This window comes from Limnovirga soli (assembly GCF_013106755.1).
In the GTDB taxonomy this organism is placed as follows: domain Bacteria; phylum Bacteroidota; class Bacteroidia; order Chitinophagales; family Chitinophagaceae; genus Limnovirga; species Limnovirga soli.
Genome location: NZ_WHPF01000009.1, coordinates 36,354 through 53,445 on the forward strand (window position 1 = coordinate 36,354; position 17,092 = coordinate 53,445).

At 38.4% G+C, this 17,092-nt stretch carries 17 protein-coding genes; 14 read left to right on the forward strand and 3 right to left on the reverse strand.

Annotation, left to right across the window (positions count from 1 at the left end; all coding sequences use genetic code 11):
* Positions 1-149 precede the first annotated feature (149 nt).
* Positions 150-416 (forward strand): hypothetical protein, encoded by a 267-nt coding sequence (locus GD597_RS13395; RefSeq protein ID WP_171608384.1) that lies wholly within the window; start codon positions 150-152, stop codon positions 414-416.
* 95 nt (positions 417-511) lie between these two features.
* On the opposite strand, the gene GD597_RS13400 is transcribed toward GD597_RS13395, so the two are convergent.
* Positions 512-1,231, reverse strand: a complete 720-nt coding sequence (locus GD597_RS13400) for a head GIN domain-containing protein (protein WP_171608385.1) — start codon at positions 1,229-1,231, stop codon at positions 512-514.
* Positions 1,232-1,503: 272 nt separating this feature from the next.
* Here GD597_RS13400 and GD597_RS13405 point away from each other — a divergent pair, with 272 nt between their 5' ends.
* The gene (locus GD597_RS13405) at positions 1,504-2,391 is read left to right on the forward strand and encodes an OmpA/MotB family protein (RefSeq protein WP_171608386.1); all 888 of its coding nucleotides are present in this window, start codon (positions 1,504-1,506) and stop codon (positions 2,389-2,391) included.
* A gap of 231 nt (positions 2,392-2,622) precedes the next feature.
* Here the strand turns inward: GD597_RS13405 and GD597_RS13410 are convergent, their stop codons facing one another.
* Complete coding sequence (locus GD597_RS13410; RefSeq protein WP_171608387.1) at positions 2,623-3,204, reverse strand: peptidylprolyl isomerase; 582 nt, start codon at positions 3,202-3,204, stop codon at positions 2,623-2,625.
* Between the two features lie 172 nt (positions 3,205-3,376).
* Here GD597_RS13410 and GD597_RS13415 point away from each other — a divergent pair, with 172 nt between their 5' ends.
* The 8 genes from GD597_RS13415 (at position 3,377) to GD597_RS13450 (ending at position 13,252) form a co-directional block, all read left to right on the forward strand.
* Positions 3,377-3,928: a hypothetical protein gene (locus GD597_RS13415; protein WP_171608388.1), complete on the forward strand. Its 552-nt coding sequence runs from the start codon at positions 3,377-3,379 to the stop codon at positions 3,926-3,928.
* A gap of 254 nt (positions 3,929-4,182) precedes the next feature.
* Positions 4,183-5,508, forward strand: a complete 1,326-nt coding sequence (locus tag GD597_RS13420) for a vanadium-dependent haloperoxidase (protein ID WP_171608389.1) — start codon at positions 4,183-4,185, stop codon at positions 5,506-5,508.
* Between the two features lie 208 nt (positions 5,509-5,716).
* On the forward strand, positions 5,717-6,826 hold the full coding sequence (locus tag GD597_RS13425) for a transporter family protein (RefSeq protein ID WP_171608390.1): 1,110 nt from the start codon (positions 5,717-5,719) through the stop codon (positions 6,824-6,826).
* 29 nt (positions 6,827-6,855) lie between these two features.
* Positions 6,856-7,815, forward strand: a complete 960-nt coding sequence (locus tag GD597_RS13430) for a hypothetical protein (RefSeq protein ID WP_216368585.1) — start codon at positions 6,856-6,858, stop codon at positions 7,813-7,815.
* A gap of 20 nt (positions 7,816-7,835) precedes the next feature.
* Positions 7,836-9,398: a phosphatase PAP2 family protein gene (locus tag GD597_RS13435; protein WP_171608391.1), complete on the forward strand. Its 1,563-nt coding sequence runs from the start codon at positions 7,836-7,838 to the stop codon at positions 9,396-9,398.
* Positions 9,399-9,761: 363 nt separating this feature from the next.
* Entirely contained in the window at positions 9,762-11,939 is a 2,178-nt protein-coding gene (locus tag GD597_RS13440) for a TonB-dependent receptor family protein (protein WP_171608392.1), read from the forward strand.
* Positions 11,940-12,021: 82 nt separating this feature from the next.
* On the forward strand, positions 12,022-12,501 hold the full coding sequence (locus GD597_RS13445) for a hypothetical protein (RefSeq protein WP_171608393.1): 480 nt from the start codon (positions 12,022-12,024) through the stop codon (positions 12,499-12,501).
* Between the two features lie 253 nt (positions 12,502-12,754).
* Positions 12,755-13,252 (forward strand): hypothetical protein, encoded by a 498-nt coding sequence (locus GD597_RS13450; protein WP_171608394.1) that lies wholly within the window; start codon positions 12,755-12,757, stop codon positions 13,250-13,252.
* 45 nt (positions 13,253-13,297) lie between these two features.
* On the opposite strand, the gene GD597_RS13455 is transcribed toward GD597_RS13450, so the two are convergent.
* Positions 13,298-13,993, reverse strand: coding sequence for a YjjG family noncanonical pyrimidine nucleotidase (locus tag GD597_RS13455; protein ID WP_171608395.1), 696 nt, complete (start codon positions 13,991-13,993; stop codon positions 13,298-13,300).
* Between the two features lie 80 nt (positions 13,994-14,073).
* Between GD597_RS13455 and GD597_RS13460 the strand changes: the two genes are divergently transcribed.
* The 4 genes from GD597_RS13460 (at position 14,074) to rpsB (ending at position 17,037) form a co-directional block, all read left to right on the forward strand.
* Positions 14,074-14,772 (forward strand): SDR family oxidoreductase, encoded by a 699-nt coding sequence (locus GD597_RS13460; RefSeq protein ID WP_171608396.1) that lies wholly within the window; start codon positions 14,074-14,076, stop codon positions 14,770-14,772.
* Positions 14,773-15,154: 382 nt separating this feature from the next.
* Positions 15,155-15,598, forward strand: a complete 444-nt coding sequence (gene rplM / locus GD597_RS13465; protein ID WP_171608397.1) for a 50S ribosomal protein L13 — start codon at positions 15,155-15,157, stop codon at positions 15,596-15,598.
* Positions 15,599-15,649: 51 nt separating this feature from the next.
* Positions 15,650-16,039, forward strand: coding sequence for a 30S ribosomal protein S9 (gene rpsI, locus GD597_RS13470; RefSeq protein WP_171608398.1), 390 nt, complete (start codon positions 15,650-15,652; stop codon positions 16,037-16,039).
* 92 nt (positions 16,040-16,131) lie between these two features.
* Entirely contained in the window at positions 16,132-17,037 is a 906-nt protein-coding gene (gene rpsB, locus GD597_RS13475; protein WP_171608399.1) for a 30S ribosomal protein S2, read from the forward strand.
* The last annotated feature ends 55 nt before the right edge of the window (positions 17,038-17,092 follow it).

The window sequence follows — 17,092 nt, forward strand, 5'->3', positions numbered from 1 at the left end:
CTTACTAAATTAAGGAATGTAAACAGTAAACAAGACAAATAATAAAATATTTTAGTTAACAATTTTTTAGACATGAGGGCGGTAATGGTTATTAAACAACCGCTATAAAAGCAGGTCTGTTGTTATTATCCATTTTAAAAATTAAAACAATGAAAAAGATTCTAATTGCAGCTACTGTTATACTGTTGGGTACCGGCATATGTTTTGGTCAAAATGCAACTAAACAAACCGCCAAAAAAGCAAAAGAAAACCCTGAATTGGTTAAAAAGGCTGCCAATAATCCGGCAAAAGCCAAAAAACTTGCTGAAAAGCCGGCCATAGCAAAAAAGGCAGTAAATAACCCGGCAAAGGCCAAAACCGCAGCTAACAATCCTGCGAAAGCAAAAAAAGCTGCAGCAAAAAAGGCGAATAAATAGCTGACCTTTTCATTTCACAATTGATAGAAAAGAAAATTTAATAGAAAAGGCGGGCATGTGCCCGCCTTTTCTATTTTACCTGTAGCTAAACAGAATTATATCTTTTCAATTTTGCCACTTCCAGATACTTTTGAATTTATATTGGGCGCTTTACCGGTATAATATATTTTTCCGCTGCCACTAATACGGGCATCAATATTTTCTGTGGCATTAATTTTAATGGTTCCACTGCCGCTCATTTTAGCATTTACCGTTGCACAGGGCGTATTCAAACAATCAATCTGGCCACTGCCACTTTGGGTAATATCAAGACTGCTGGCAATATTGCCCTTTAAATCAATTTTTCCGCTACCACTCATATTTATATCCGTTTCATGAAAGTTGGCAAATGCCAATTGTATGCTTCCCGAACCTGAAATATTAAAATTGGCCTGACCGTCATTGCTAAATTTACCCTCTCCGGTAATACTGCCACTCCCACTTTGACTAATGCTGTTAATGGTTTTCATACTCACTTCCAGCTGAATGGTGTTTTTAGGTTTTAAAATCACCAAATCTTTTACTTTAATAAGCAGTTTACCATCTTTTACGATGGTTTCAATATAAGGCAAAATGTTCTCATCGCCTTTAATGCTTATTGTAGAAGCAGTGCCATAGTGTATTTCAATGTTAAAAGGACCGCTTGAGGTAATAGAAGTATATCCCTCTGCATTTCTGCTTTCAGTTTTTAATACGCCATTACCTGTAATATTTTTCCAAATTGCAAAACTTTGTAAACTGCTGCAAATGCAAAGCAGTAGAAGTATTTTTTTCATTTTCGGCTTGTTTAATTTTTTATGAAACGAAACCGTTTACAAAAAGTTACACCGGACAGTTTTTTATTTTGTTAAACCACTTCGCACAGGTATTGTAACAGGTTGTAAACCATGTTATGGTTAATTTTTACTGTAAATAGGATAATATCATTACGTCCTTATTTTTTTAACGAAAACCTACCGTTGTAATTATGTTTGTACATTACATTTGCCCCGGCATCTAGCCATATGTACATGATAAAAACAAACTAATATTCATTAAAACTTTTCACATGCGAAACAAACAATGGTTGCTGGCAGTATTGCCTTTCTTTTTATTTTCTTGCGTAAGCACTAAAAAATTTAAAGATGCAGAAGCCAAAAATGCAGAAATAACATCCAAGTATTCTACTTTATTGGGCGAATACAATGATTGTATGAAGCAAAAAACGGATCTCAATACCCAAAAAGCAACTACCGATAACGATAATAGCAACCTTAGAAACCAGATTGCTGATTTACAAAAACAAAACGATTTTTTAAAGCAGAACAGTACTACCATGCTTAATCAGCTGGAATCATTGTCTGTATTATCAAATAGCCAGGCCGAAAGTGTAAAAAAATCATTGGAAAGTCTGGGTGCCAAGGATATGTATATCCAAAACCTGCAATCTTCTATGGCCAAAAAGGATTCATTAAATATGGCATTGGTAATGAATTTAAAAGGCGCTATTGGTAACCTCGACGATCAGGATATCAATATTAAAGTTGATAAAGGTGTAGTGTATATCGATATTTCTGATAAACTGTTATTTAAAAGTGGCAGTTACGATATTACCGACAAAGCCAGTGTAGTATTAGGCAAAGTGGCAACAGTACTTAAAAACCAACCCGATATTGAATTTATGGTAGAAGGACATACCGATAATGTAGCCTATAAAGGCTCAGGCGATTTAATTGATAACTGGGATTTAAGTGTAAAACGTGCTACTTCTGTAGTAAGAATTTTGCAAAATAAGTATGGCATCACACCGTCTAAAATGACAGCCGCAGGCCGTGGAGAATATGTGCCATTAACTGGCAATGGTTCTGCTCAAGACCGTGCTGCCAACCGCAGAACTAGAATTGTTATTTTGCCTCAGTTAGATCAGTTCTTTAAACTGCTGGAACAACCTAAATAATTATCAATTTTACTATTTATTAAAAGCCATTCCTAAATAGAATGGCTTTTTTTACTTAAAAAATCATGGGCAACTAAATCCCAAATAGGGCAATAAATTTTTTTAGCCAGGCATCAAGCCATATGGCAGCACCGCTTGCGTCGCACACTTTTACCGTAGAATACAAATTGGCCTTAACAACCGAATTAACCAACTAAAACCGAAAAAGATTTTAAAAGCGCAATAAAAAATCTACAGCCTTTCAATATTGTAAATTGGTACAAAAGGGTCAAGCTCCTGGTCGTATTCCGGGGCGTTATAAATGATGCGTACTATATCCATACCCTTTACTACTTTACCAAATGCTGCATAACCTTGTCCATCCGGGTTATTTGCACCGCCATAATCAAATCCTGGCTGGTCGCCAACACAAATAAAAAATTCGCTATTGGCGGTGCCAGGGGCTAGCCGCGCCAAAGAAATAACCCCATTCTTATGCAATATGTGTGTTTGAGCGGTGGTTTCATGGGCAATGCCAGGTAATTTTGATGATAAGCGATACTTCGATTTCCAAATGCCACCCTGTATTAATTCCGATTTTGGCGCATTAGAAGGTTGATTATCATCGGTAAGTACCCGGTAAAAATTACTATTTTCATAATAGCCAGAGTCTACATACCTAAGAAATGCTGCTACGCTTTGCGGTGCCTGATCTGGGTATAATTCAATTTCTATATCGCCAAAACTGGTGGCTATAAGTATATGCGGGTTTTTATATTCAGGCTGGCAGCCTACCAATGCAAGGCAGAAAAAAAATATATACAACTGTTTCATAACGCTATAAAGGGTATTGTTTTTATTAGATGCAGTATGAAGATAATGCATACACCAATTACAATTAATTAGTGGCTAATGCAGCATTTTCCAGCAAAGCCATGTCTCTCACCTTAATATATTTTAAGCAATATTTTTTTTGATATTCAAAAAAAACCAATACTTTGCTGCGTTGAAAAAAATTGCCGCCATATTATTGTTAATCCTTTTTGTATTCAATTCAGTTGGATACAGACTATACATTTCTTATGTAAAGGACAAAGAAGATATGGCTTTTACTGCTACACTTGACAGAGGTAATTATACAGATGATGAACTGATAACAGTAAAAGTTCCCATAAACCTGCCATACCAAACCAACTGGAAAAATTTTGAAAGAATTGATGGGGAAATTACAATGCCCAATGGTGAAGTGTATAAATATGTAAAGCGTAAAATATATAACGATACTATGATTTTGCTTTGTATACAGCACGATGTAAAAACCAGGCTGGAGCAAAAAGCAAATGATTTTTTTGGAAAAACCAACGATTTGCCTGGCAATGAAACGAATAAAAAAGCTGATGCTTTAAAGCAAATCATCAGCGATTATGAGGCCGTTGCTAATACCCATGCGTCTTTTGTAAATTCTTTGCAATTGACAGAATTTAACCTTGATAAGGAAGATTTTCTTCCTGCCCATTTTATCCCCCTTCATGGCCAACCACCAGACATGGTTGCGTAATACTAACAAGCAAAATTTTGCCTGAGACCATGTTTTTATGATTTCTCTCATGTTGTGCTGTTTTGTGTGTTTGTATCTTGCCAGAAGTTGATACTATAATGGCCTGATTTGTTTTGCGCATGCAGGGTATTTTAAAGGAAAAATATACCCAATAAAACTGCTGAATAACTTGTTGCAGTTGAAGTGTGCGACGCAAGTAAAGCCAAATAGTATTAATTAGCAGGGTTCAACATTCCTTATTCACTTTTAGTTTTATGAAGAATTTATTCGTTAGCATTATATTGGCTTTAGTTGTGTTGCCATCATGCAAGGATGCAGATTATGCAAAAGAAATTCATAACCCATTACTGTATTCAAAAACAGTAAAAAGGTTGAATGACATTGTGCTGGAAAACAATTTCCCTCCCATGATTGCTTCGCGCAATTATGCTTATGCCAATATTGCTGCTTATGAAGTAATTGCTGCCGGTGATAGCAATTATCTTTCGCTGGCCGGCCAAATAAAACATTTACCTTCTATGCCAAAACCAGCTGCAAAGGCTGAAACAGATTTTCAGTTTGCTGCTTTGCTGGCTTTTTGTAAAGTAGGTAATGCCGTTACTTTCCCCGAAGGAAGTATGGATGAATATGTTGAGGAATTAAAGCAAAATGCAAAAGATGCAGGCATGCCTTCTGCCATTTTTGATAATAGTGTGGTATATGCCAATGCAGTTGCAGACAGTATTTTAAGCTGGAGCAAAAAAGACCATTATGCACAAACTCGCAGTGCCAGCAAATACACCATTACCAATGAGCCGGGCACCTGGCAACCTACGCCTCCTGCATATGCACAAGGGGTAGAACCGCACTGGAGAGAAATAAGAACATTGGTTATGGATTCAGCATCGCAGTTTATGCCGGTGCGTCCACCAAAATATGAGCCGGAAAATAAATCAAGTGTATTTTACAAAGCTGTAAACGAAGTAAAAAATATTGTAGATAGCCTTACAACAGAACAAAAACACATTGCCGATTTTTGGGATGATAATCCCTTTAAATTAAATGTGGTGGGTCACGTTCAATTTGCTACCAAAAAATTTTCACCTCCGGGTCACTGGATGAATATCGTGGGCATTATTGCACACAAGCAAAATGCCGATTTTGATGCAACTGTAAGTGCTTATGCTAAAACATCTATTGCATTGTTCGAAGGTTTTATCAGCTGCTGGGATGAAAAATACCGCAGCAGTTATGTAAGACCTGAAACTGTAATTAATAAATATTTTTCTCCCGAATGGCAACCATATATACAAACGCCTCCATTCCCCGAGTATACCAGCGGCCATGCAGTAATATCTGCTGCTGCAGCAGAAGTTATGACCAATTTATTTGGCGATAACATATCGTATACTGATACATCAGAGCTTGAGTTTGGAATATCCAACCGCTCATTTACCTCTGTAAGGGAAGCTGCAAAAGAAGCAGGCATTTCACGCGTATATGGTGGCATACACTACAGATACTCCTGCGAAATTGGTACCGAAGAAGGCAAACTTGTTGGTATTCTTGTAAACGATCGCATAAGAATGAAACGTAAATAGCAGCTATCTGTTTTAGGGTAATATATTATTAGCCAAACTTAGTTACTGTAATTAAACATTCTTGCGTCGCACTCTTGTGCTGCATTGCACAATGCAGCAATCTATTCATTTATTCAATAACGTACATCATGAATGCATTGGCAGCTATAGCTATGCATTGCCAAAACTTGCAACCAATTACAACCAATTAACTGTTTAAATTTCTTTTATGAAAAAAATATTTGCCTTCATCATTATAATTGCTGCTGTATTAAATGTAACATATGCAAATGCACAAGGCTGTGTTGCCATTAGGGGTAATGGTGCGGCCTGCATGTTACAACATGCCGATCAACAAAACAAACCAGGTTGGCAGTTTAGTTCAAACCTCAGGTATTTTAAATCTGATAAACATTTTAAAGGAACCGATTATCAGGAAGAAAGAATAGCCAATGGCACAGAAGTAATCAATCATCAGGCCGCTGTAGACCTTGCATTAACAAGGGTATTTAATCAGCGTTGGTCTGCCATGATTGATGTGCCAGTATTATCAAATGCCCGCTCCTCATTATATGAACATGGGTTAATCAATGGTGTAAATACCTTTCAACAAAGACATTCTATGCATACCTTCGGTATAGGCGATATTCGTGTAGCAGCCTACCGTTGGATGCTGGATCCTGCAAAAAACAAAAATTTTAATTTTCAGTTAGGACTGGGTATCAAGTTTGCAACTGGAGATTATAATGCCAAAGATTACTGGTACAATGTTGGCCCGGGTGGCACAAAAGAATTGCGTAATGTAGATCAATCTATTCAATTAGGCGATGGTGGTACAGGTTTAACAACTGAATTAAACACCTTCATTAATATCACCAAAAATTTAAATGCTTACGGTAATTTTTATTATTTAATTAATCCAAGAGAACAAAATGGTTCAAGAACTTACCGCGAAACACTTGCCCCATCTTTGGCTAACGAGGCCATCTGTAGTGTTCCAGATCAATACATGGCCCGCTTTGGCGTTAATTACTCATTCAATCATATTAAAGGATTAAGTGTTGCTACAGGTTTGCGTTGGGAAGGTATTCCAGTAAATGACCTTGCAGGTGGCAGTGGCGATTTCCGCAGACCAGGTTACGTAATGTCAATAGAACCAGGCATCAATTATACTATTAAAAACGTAAATCTCTTTACATCTGTTCCCGTAGCATTAGTGCGTAACAGAACCCAAAGTGTAACAGATAAAGAATATTCAAAATTAACTGGCACATTTAAACAAGGCGATGCAGCATTCTCTGATTATGTGATTAACATTGGGTTCGCCGTTAAATTTTAAATCAAAGCACTTTAAATAAAATACAATTCATGAAATCTTTTTTCAAAAAAATTGCCGCTTTTTTTTGTATTGGAGTAGCAGCAATATTAATTTCTAACAGTGCATTGGCACAAACAGATCAGGATGCCATTATGATGAGCAAAAACAATTTTTGTGTTGGCCTCATGTATGGTTATGGTAGCTGGAAAAATTATTGGGAAGGAACTTATAAAAGAGATAATGAAAACCTGGGAAGGGTTTCTTCTCAAATGGTTGGCTTAATGGGTAATTACGGCATTAAACGTAATTTAAATATTCTATTTAGTGTTCCCTATATCAGCAATAAACCTTCTGCCGGCACTTTGCATCCTATGCATGGTATTCAGGATTTGTCTTTATGGGCAAAATGGATGCCTGTAAAAACATCCGTGGGCAATGGTGCATTATCTGTGTTTGCAATAGGTGGCATATCTACTCCTTTAACCGATTATACACCAGATCTATTACCTCTTTCCATTGGTTTACATAGTACCAATCTTACAGCACGGGTAATGGCCGATTATGAGTTAGGTAAATTTTTTGTAACAGCATCAGGTACGTATACATACCGGAATAATATCACCATTGACAGGAATGCTTATTATACAACAGAACTGCATTTAACCAACGATGTAGAAATGCCTGATGTGGCATCTGTTAACTTCAGAACAGGTTATCGTACAGGTCATTTAATAGCCGAAGCTGTTGTAAACAGCTCAAAAACACTGGGTGGTTTTGATATTCGTAAAAACGATATGCCTTTTGCCAGCAACGAAATGAATGCAACTACAGCGGGTGCGGCTTTTAAATACACGTTTAAAAAAATCCATCAGTTGGCATTGGTTGGTAGTGCCAATTATGTAATTGCCGGCCGAAATGTAGGACAATCATTTTCCGTAAGCGGAGGTGTATTCTACGCTTTCAATGTAAAGGGTACCAACAAAAAAGAAGAAAAAAGTACATCAAATTAATTAGTCATAAGTAGTATAACATGAAAAAGACATTCATACTGTTATCTGTTTTGGTTTCGGGTATTTTATTAATGCAGTCATCCTGTTCAAAAGCGGTTTCTAGCCGTACAGATGGAGCACCTGCTTTAAACCCCGCCAGCACTGATTTAACCGCCGGTACCTGGAAACTGGTATTATTATCCCGGCCAGATTCTTTTGCCGTAGCTGCCCCTGCAGCCACCAATACACCTGGTTATATTGGTGAATTAAACGAAATAAAGGGCCTGCAATCTAATTTAACCGATGCTCAAATAGGCAATATTAAGTATTGGAGTGCCGGGGCCGTATTAAGGTGGAATGAAATAATGCGTGAATTGGTTGCCAAACACAATTTGCCACCTTATCAAAACGAAGATGATACTTATCCTATTCCAAGTGCAGCCAATCCATTTAGTTATCCTCAGTTTCCATTCGCCAACCCGCCATATGCGGCAAGAGCATATGCCTATATAAGTGCTGCACAATATGATGCGCTGGTAGCCTGCTGGCATTATAAAAAGCAATACAACAGAATGGCTCCATTTAAAATTGATTCTGTTATTAATGCAAACAGTACTTATATTAATAAATCTGATTTGCCATCCTATCCATCAGAACAGGCTGTACTGGCAGGCGTTACCGCAGAATTAATGAAAGCATTTTTCCCAACAGAAATTGCATTGGTAAATGCCAAAGTTGATGCATTGCAAAATGCTACCATGGCTTCGGGTGCTTGTACCCGCAGCGACTGGACGGCAGGTGAAACGCTTGGCCGGCAGATAGCTTCGGTATTTAGTGCACGGGGCAGAACAGATAATACTTCAAAAGCAGTGGGTACACCTGCACAGTGGGATAGCCTGGCTACCGCCACAACAGCAAAGGGCGAAACGCCATGGATAAGTTTGGAAACACCAAAACGTCCTCCTATGTTGCCATTCTTTGGTAATGTAAAACCTTTTCTATTCGATTCTTTAACCGTGGTAAATGTATTAAGGCCAGGCCCGCCACCATCTACCAGCAGCGATCAAATGAAAAAAGAAACCGCCGAAATTTACGATATGGTTAAAAGCCCTAGCAGTAAAGAAATAGAATTGGTACATTTTTGGGCAGATGGTGCAGGCACTTATACACCACCCGGCCATTGGAATGCCATAGCCGCAGAAGATTTTATATCACAAAACTTTAGTGAAGTACGCTGGGCACGTAATATGGCATTGTTAAACATGTCATTAATGGATGCCGGTATAGTTTGCTGGAATACCAAATACTTTTATTTTAACCCCCGTCCTTCTCAGTTAAATACGGCTTTAAAATCAACAACAGGTATACCAAACTTCCCTGCGTATATTTCGGGGCATTCTACGTTTAGTGGCGCAGCAGCAGCTATTTTGGGGCATATTATTCCATCAAGGGCTGGCGATTATGATGCAATGGCAAAAGATGCTTCTATGTCCAGAATGTATGGTGGGTTACATTTTCGAACCGATTGTGAAGTGGGTTTAACTGTGGGTAAAAATGTAGGTAATTATGCCATACAAAGGGCGGTTACAGATGGTGCAGAATAAAATAAGCAGAAATTTTTCCTCATAACAATTCAAGCAGTTTAGTTGTGTAACCTTCCTGTCTCTACAGGAAGGTTGTTTTTCTTTTATTGAAAAGTATTTTGAGCCGGGCTGAATATCCTATTGCAACTTTACTTGCGTCGCACACTTGTACTGTTGCCGCAGCAGGCAACAAAATACAAATGCTGCTAGAAATTAGCTGCTGCCATATAATCCGAACCCTGAACCGAGCGTGGCAAGTAAAGCTAAATAGCTAAGCTTAAGCCGGCTTAATAAATTTTAATTGCATGTATAACGGGTATGATAGAAATCATAACAAGCCCGCTGCAAGAAAAATATTTTTGTAACTATTCTTAAAAATGGAAAATGAAAAAGCAATTAGGCAGTATATTTTTTTTGTTATTGGCTAATATGGTAACTGCACAGGAACAAACAGATACCATTGTAGGCAAACAAATAAATAAGGTGAGGGTAAAGGCTTTTACCAATACTATTGAACGTATGCCTGCCATAACCGGCACCCGTATTTGGAACGGTAAAAAAACCGAAGTACTAAATTTAAATGGCATTGATGCCAATATTGCCGAGAAAACTGCCCGCCAGGTATTTGCAAAAGTGCCGGGTGTTTTTGTGTACGATATGGATGGTAGCGGTAATCAGGTAAATATTTCTGTTCGCGGCCTTGACCCTCACCGCGGCTGGGAGCTAAACATCCGCAGCAACGGTGTACTTACCAATACCGATATGTACGGTTATCCTGCCAGCCATTATAGCATGCCAATGGAAGCTATAGACAGAATTGAATTGGTACGTGGTACAGGTTCATTACAATTTGGCGCACAGTTTGGCGGTATGCTTAATTATGTAAGTAAACAACCCGATACCACTAAACAAGCTGCTTTTGAATCAATTAATTCCGCAGGTTCATTTGGAATGCTAAGTACCTATAACGCCTTAAGCGGCCGTATTGGCAAAGTAGATTATAGTACTTATTACAGCAAACGCAGCTCCGATGGTTACCGCAATAATAGCCATAGCGATTATGAAGCGCAATATGCCATGCTACGTTATGCCATTAATAAAAGCATGGTATTAAAAGCCGAATTTGGAAGGTCAAAATATGTGTATCAATTACCGGGTCAGTTAACGGATAGTATGTTTTATGCCAATCCCCGCCAGTCAACCCGGTCAAGAAATTATTATAGTCCAGATATTTATATTCCATCACTTAACCTGGAATGGCAGCTATCGCCACAAACAAAATTATCTGTTACCAGTTCTGCAGTATTGGGCAGCAGAAGCAGTGTTATGTTTGATAAAACAGCGGATATAAAAGATTCGTTAAACGCTGCCACCATGCAATACAATAACCGTCAGGTTGATATTGATAATTACCACAGTTTTACAACAGAGGCCATCGTATTACATCAATATAAACTGGGCAAGCAAATACATGCATTAACCCTGGGGGCACAACTTATTAATAACGATTTGCATCGCCGCCAGCAAGGCAAAGGCACAACCGGCAGCGATTTTGATTTAACCCTTTTTACGCCAGGCTGGGGTCGAGACCTGCATTTTAAAACCAACAATATTGCCTTGTTTGCCGAAAATATCTTCAGGGTTAACAATAAACTTACGGTTAGTCCGGGTATAAGATGGGAACATGGACAGTCAGACATGAGCGGCACCATTAGCTATTATAACGAAGCTAATTTACCCAATAGCATTAAACATAATTTTGTGCTGCTGGGTTTAAACACACAATACGAAATAAATAAAAACACCAACTTATATGCTGGCTTTGCGCAAGCCTACCGCCCTGTAATTTTTAAAGATATTATTCCGGCATCTATTTACGAAGCGGCAGATAAAAATTTAAAAGATGCTTACGGTTATACCGTTGAAGCAGGTTTTAGAGGCAATGCCAGTGGCTTAAAATGGGATGCCAGCCTGTTTCATATTACCTATAATAACCGGATAGGGGCACTAAGCACTAAAGACGATGCGGGTAATTATTTACTATATAGAACCAATATTGGCAACTCTGCCACCAATGGAATTGAACTATTTGCAGAGTATGGATATACTTTACCCAACAAAATTTATGTATCCGTATTTAGCTCCACTGCATTTATGCAGGCCACTTATACAAAAGCTGCAGTAAAATCGGGTAACAATAATATTGACATTAGTGGCAATAAAGTAGAAAGTGTGCCTGGTGTAATTACCCGTAATGGAATAACCACCAAATACAATGGAGCCAGTATTTCGTTGTTGTATAGTTATACTGCCAAAACCTTTGCCGATCCTTTAAATACGGTACAGCCATCCTTTAATGGTGCAGTTGGGCTGGTACCTGCTTATGGGTTATTTGATATTAATACCACCTTTCGTTTATCGTCTAAATGCATGTTAAGGTGTAATGTAAATAATGTATTCAACAAGCAATACTTTACCAAGCGACCAGGCTTTTATCCCGGCCCTGGCATCTGGCCATCAGATGGTCGCAGCTTTAATGTGAGCGTTGGTGTAAAATTGTAATTAGTGTAAACCATGATTCTCATCAGTGTTTTACAAAAAGGGGCCTTCTATTTTTGAAGCCTTGTAAAAGCTAAATTTTTCTATGCAACACAAAACTATTGTTACGCCGCAGCAATCGGCAGTTTCAGCTATGTCATTATTAAGAATTAGTGTGGGTATTGTATACCTGTGGTTTGGGGCACTAAAGTTTATACAGGGATTAAGCCCAGCAGAGCAATTGGCAATGGCCACCATACATAAACTCACATTTGGGTTAATAAACGATCATACCAATATTATGCTTCTGGCCAGTTGGGAATGCCTGGTTGGGTTAATACTAATTACAGGTAAGTTTTTAAAACCAGCACTTTACTTTTTATTTCTGCATATGGTGTGTACGTTTACACCCTTTATATTTTTTCCCGAACAAACATTTCGCTTTGCACCTTATGGGCTCACATTAACCGGCCAATACATTGTAAAAAACATTATCATCATTGCAGCCGGAATAGTATTATGGAAGGCTGAAAAAGAAAAAGTAGCCAGCAAATCCTTTCAGCAAATGGCATATGCAGGGCATTAGTAACTGCTACAATTATGTACCGGGCAAAAGCCCTAATGGCAACATCCTTGCGTCGCACTCTTGTACTTGCAGATGCTTTAAGCAACTTTTTTAAAAACAGGCTGTAGGGTGTAAACGGTATCTATTATTTTATAGATAATATTTTTTTGTAAATGCGCCTTTAGGTATAGCAAAACGTTTTTTGTTTTCTATAACACCATATAAAAATGCTGGCACCGTATTTGGCTTACACCTGTTATTAAAACAGGAAGTCATGAAAAAATTAATTTTACTTGCGGCATTAATAATAGCCGGCACAGCATTTAACAACACCAAAGCACAAATAAAAGTTAGCCTTAATGTTAATATTGGCAGCCAACCTGCCTGGGGTCCGGTAGGTTACGATTATGTGCAATACTACTATATGCCCGATATTGATGTGTACTACTATGTGCCCACACAACGTTATGTGTATCTCGACCGCGGACATTGGGTTTTTTCTCCTTATTTACCCGTTAGGTATCGTAATTACAATATGTATTCAGGGTATAAAGTGGTTATCAACGAACCCAAAGCCTATATGCACCATAATGTGCATGTAATAAACTACCAGCGTTATAAGGGCAATAATGGCAAACAGGTCATTATTCGTAATAGTACAGATCCTAAATATGTGGTGGTAAACGCCAAATACAAAAAGGAAAATGAACAAAAAGAAAAAGCTAAAGCCAAAAAGCCCGGCGAGAATAAGAACAAAAGGGACAGAAGATAATAAACAATAAAAAAAGCCCCGCAAAAAAATGCGGGGCTTTTTTGTTTAAAAAATAGCTTCCAGCTCTTTTAAATGATAAACTGTATAGGTGGGTTTAATATGCGTTTCAATACGCAGGTGATTTACAAAGATGGTATCCAGTCCAGCATTAATACCGCCCTGTATATCTGCTTCCAGGTTATCCCCAATCATGATACTTTCCTGTTTAACCGCACCGGTTTTTGCCAGCGCATAGTTGAAAATCTCTATATTGGGTTTAAGGCTGTTTGAAGTTTCAGAAGTAATTACTTCGCCAAAATAATGGGTAATATTACTTGCATTTAATTTGCTAAACTGAATACTATCAAAGCCATTGGTAACCAAATGTAATTTATAATCCTTTGCGGTTAGGTAATCCAGTATTTCTATTGCATAGGGAAACAGCTTTTTCTTATAAGGTAATCTTTCTAAAAAATGTAAAGACATTAATTTAGATAATTGCTCATCGCCAATTTTAAAATCTAGTAAGGCAAACCACATTCTTTTCCATCTTAGTTCTTCCTGCTTTATAAAGCCCTTGGTATAGCGGCTCCAAAGCCTTTCATTGTGAAAACTGTAACGTTCAAAAAATAAATCAAAATCATCAATACCTTTTGCGCCCAGGTTGTTAAGTACAAAAACTTCCTGCATGGTTTCTTTGGCATTGGTTTCAAAATCCCATAAGGTATGGTCTAAATCAAAAAACAAATGGCGATACTTCATGCTGCAAAATAATACTTACTGTGTATGTTTTGCATTTTCAATATTAACTTGCCGTATTTAAAACAAGTAAAACTGTTTATATGATAGTGGTTATTACTGGTGCTTCTAAAGGGTTGGGTAAGGCAATTGCCGAGGTATTTGCCAAAGATGGCCATACCATATTGGTTTGTGCCCGTAGTGAAGTGCAATTGTATAACATGATGCAGGAACTATTAAATAAGTACCCGCAATGTACCATAAAAGCCAGGCCAGTAGATATGGCTATAAAAGACGAGGTAACAAGTTTTGCCCAATGGTGTTTGCAATACGGCAACCCCGATATTTTGGTAAATAATGCGGGGCAGTTTATACCGGGCAGCGTAATAACAGAAGCAGATGGACAACTGGAGCAGCTAATGCCAGTAAACCTGTATAGCGCCTATTATTTAACCCGGGCATTATTACCTGCCATGCAGCAACAAAAAGGCGGACATATTTTTAATATGTGTTCTATAGCATCCTTAAAAGCCTACGAAAACGGGGGTAGTTACAGTATTACAAAATTTGCGCTGGCAGGCTTTTCTAAAAACCTGCGCGAAGAACTAAAAAATACCGGCATAAAAGTAACCGGAATTTACCCCGGTGCAGCATATACCGATAGCTGGAGTGGCAGCGACGTAAACCCCAACCGAATAATGGAAGCAGCAGATGTTGCCGCTATGGTGTATGCGGCAGCCCAATTATCGCCTCAGGCCTGTGTAGAGGATATTGTACTTAGGCCGCAATTGGGCGATCTGTAATTTTTTTTTAGCCCGGCTGATTTATTGTGTAGCATCTTACTTGCGTCGCACTCTTGTACAGTAGTAATTTTATTCGGCTTTTTACAGCCATAACCATATTTGCAGCTAATTGACTTTTATTTAAAAATACCATTTCTTCAAACAGTTGAAACCCTTGACAAACGTACAAGTGAGTGACACAACCGGTGCTAAATAGCAATATTTTAGCTGGTTTCAGCAGATAAGATAAAAATTTGTACAAAAATTTTATTGAAAATCAATTTGTTATAAAGGTCTAATAAAAAATAGTTCTTAAATGCTTGGTAAATTAATTGCTTACCTGCACCTTTGCACCCCATTTAAATCTGGCGGGATAGCGCCGGAATAATTAAAACAAATTACGATGAGTAAATTACATTTCACAACCAAACATGCGAACGAGGCTACCGTAGAGCGTAATTGGTACGTTGTAGACGGTACTAATCAAACCGTTGGTCGCATTAGTTCAAAAATCGCTGCTGTTCTTCGCGGAAAGAACAAAGCGTATTACACGCCACACGTAGATTGTGGTGATTTTGTAATTATTATTAACGCTGAAAAGGTACTTTTCACTGGTAATAAATTCCACGACAAACAATACATTAACTATTCTGGTTACCCAGGTGGTAAAAAAGAAGAAGCTGCGCAGGATTTAATTAAGCGCCGCCCCGAGGTTATTATGGAAAGAGCTGTAAAAGGCATGCTTCCTAAAAATCGCCTTGGCCGTAAAATGTATAAAAAGCTGTTTGTATATGCCGGCGATAAACATCCGCATACTGCACAACAACCAAAGGAATTAAAATTCTAAAATTTAAAAATTCGCTGAAAGCTACACGCTGAAAGCTAAAAGCAATAATAAATGGAAAAGCAAAAAAATGCAGTTGGTCGCCGTAAAGAAGCCGTTACCCGTGTTTTTATAAGCAAGGGTGAAGGTAAGATTATCGTGAACGACAAAGACTACAAAGAATATTTTTCACTGGCCTACCTGCAAAATCAGGTGGTTGCCCCATTTAAAGTGATAGAAGCTACTGATAAATTTGATGTAAAAATCAATGCAACCGGTGGTGGAGTAAAAGGCCAGGCAGAAGCTGCCATGCTGGGTATTGCCCGTGCATTACTGGAAGTAAATCCTGAATATCGCCCTGTATTAAAGGCGGCTGGCTTGCTTAAACGTGATCCACGTAGTGTTGAACGTAAGAAATTTGGTCACAAAAAAGCACGTCGCAGCTACCAGTTCAGCAAACGTTAATCTGGGTACAGTTTCTGGTTACCGTTACCGGTATCTGGCAAACGGCAACCGGAAGCAAACAATATTCAAAACAATTACAACAATAAAGTACAATGGAACAAAATACTTCTTTACAACAACAGCTGCTGGATGCTGGTGTACACTTTGGTCACTTAAAAAAGAAGTGGAACCCCAAGATGTTACCATACATCTTTGCTGAAAAGAAAGGTATCCACATTATAGATCTTAACAAAACAGTTGATGGTTTACAGGAAGCATCTGCCGCATTAAAGCAGATTGCCAAATCAGGTAAAAAAATCATGTTTGTTGCTACCAAAAAACAAGCAAAAGAAATTGTTAGCGAATGTGCTAAACGCGTTAACATGCCTTATGCTACAGAACGTTGGTTGGGTGGTATGTTAACCAACTTCAACACTGTTCGTAAAAGCGTTAAAAAAATGCAGAGCATTGAAAAAATGCTGAACGACGGTAGCGCAGAAAGCTTAACCAAAAAAGAACGTTTAACCTTAACACGTGATAAAGAAAAAATGGAAAAGGTATTGGGTGGTATTGCCCAGTTAAGCCGTCTTCCATCAGCTTTATTCCTGGTTGATATTGGACACGAACATATTGCATTGGCAGAAGCTAAACGTTTAGGTATTGCTACATTTGGTATGGTAGATACCAATTGCGATCCTAATAAAGTAGACTATGCTATTCCCTCAAACGATGATGCTACTAAATCTATCGCCATCATTACCAACTACATTATTGCTGCTATTGCCGAAGGTGCTGCAGAGCGTCAACTGGCAAAAGAAGAAGATGTAGAAGAAGTAGATAACGAATCAGAAAAGAAAGCAGCTCGTTTATTAGCCGAAGCTGAAGCAGAAGCAGCACGTGGTGGCCGTTCACGAGGTGGTGCCGGTGCAGGTGCTGGTCAGCCTAAGCGCAGGGTTCCAGGCGGTGCAAGCCGCAGGCCACAAGGTGGCGGAACCGGCCCTGGCGGTGGAAGAAGATAATCGCTAAATTTTAATAACTGGGTCAATGGTCGTTATATGTATAATGGATTATTGA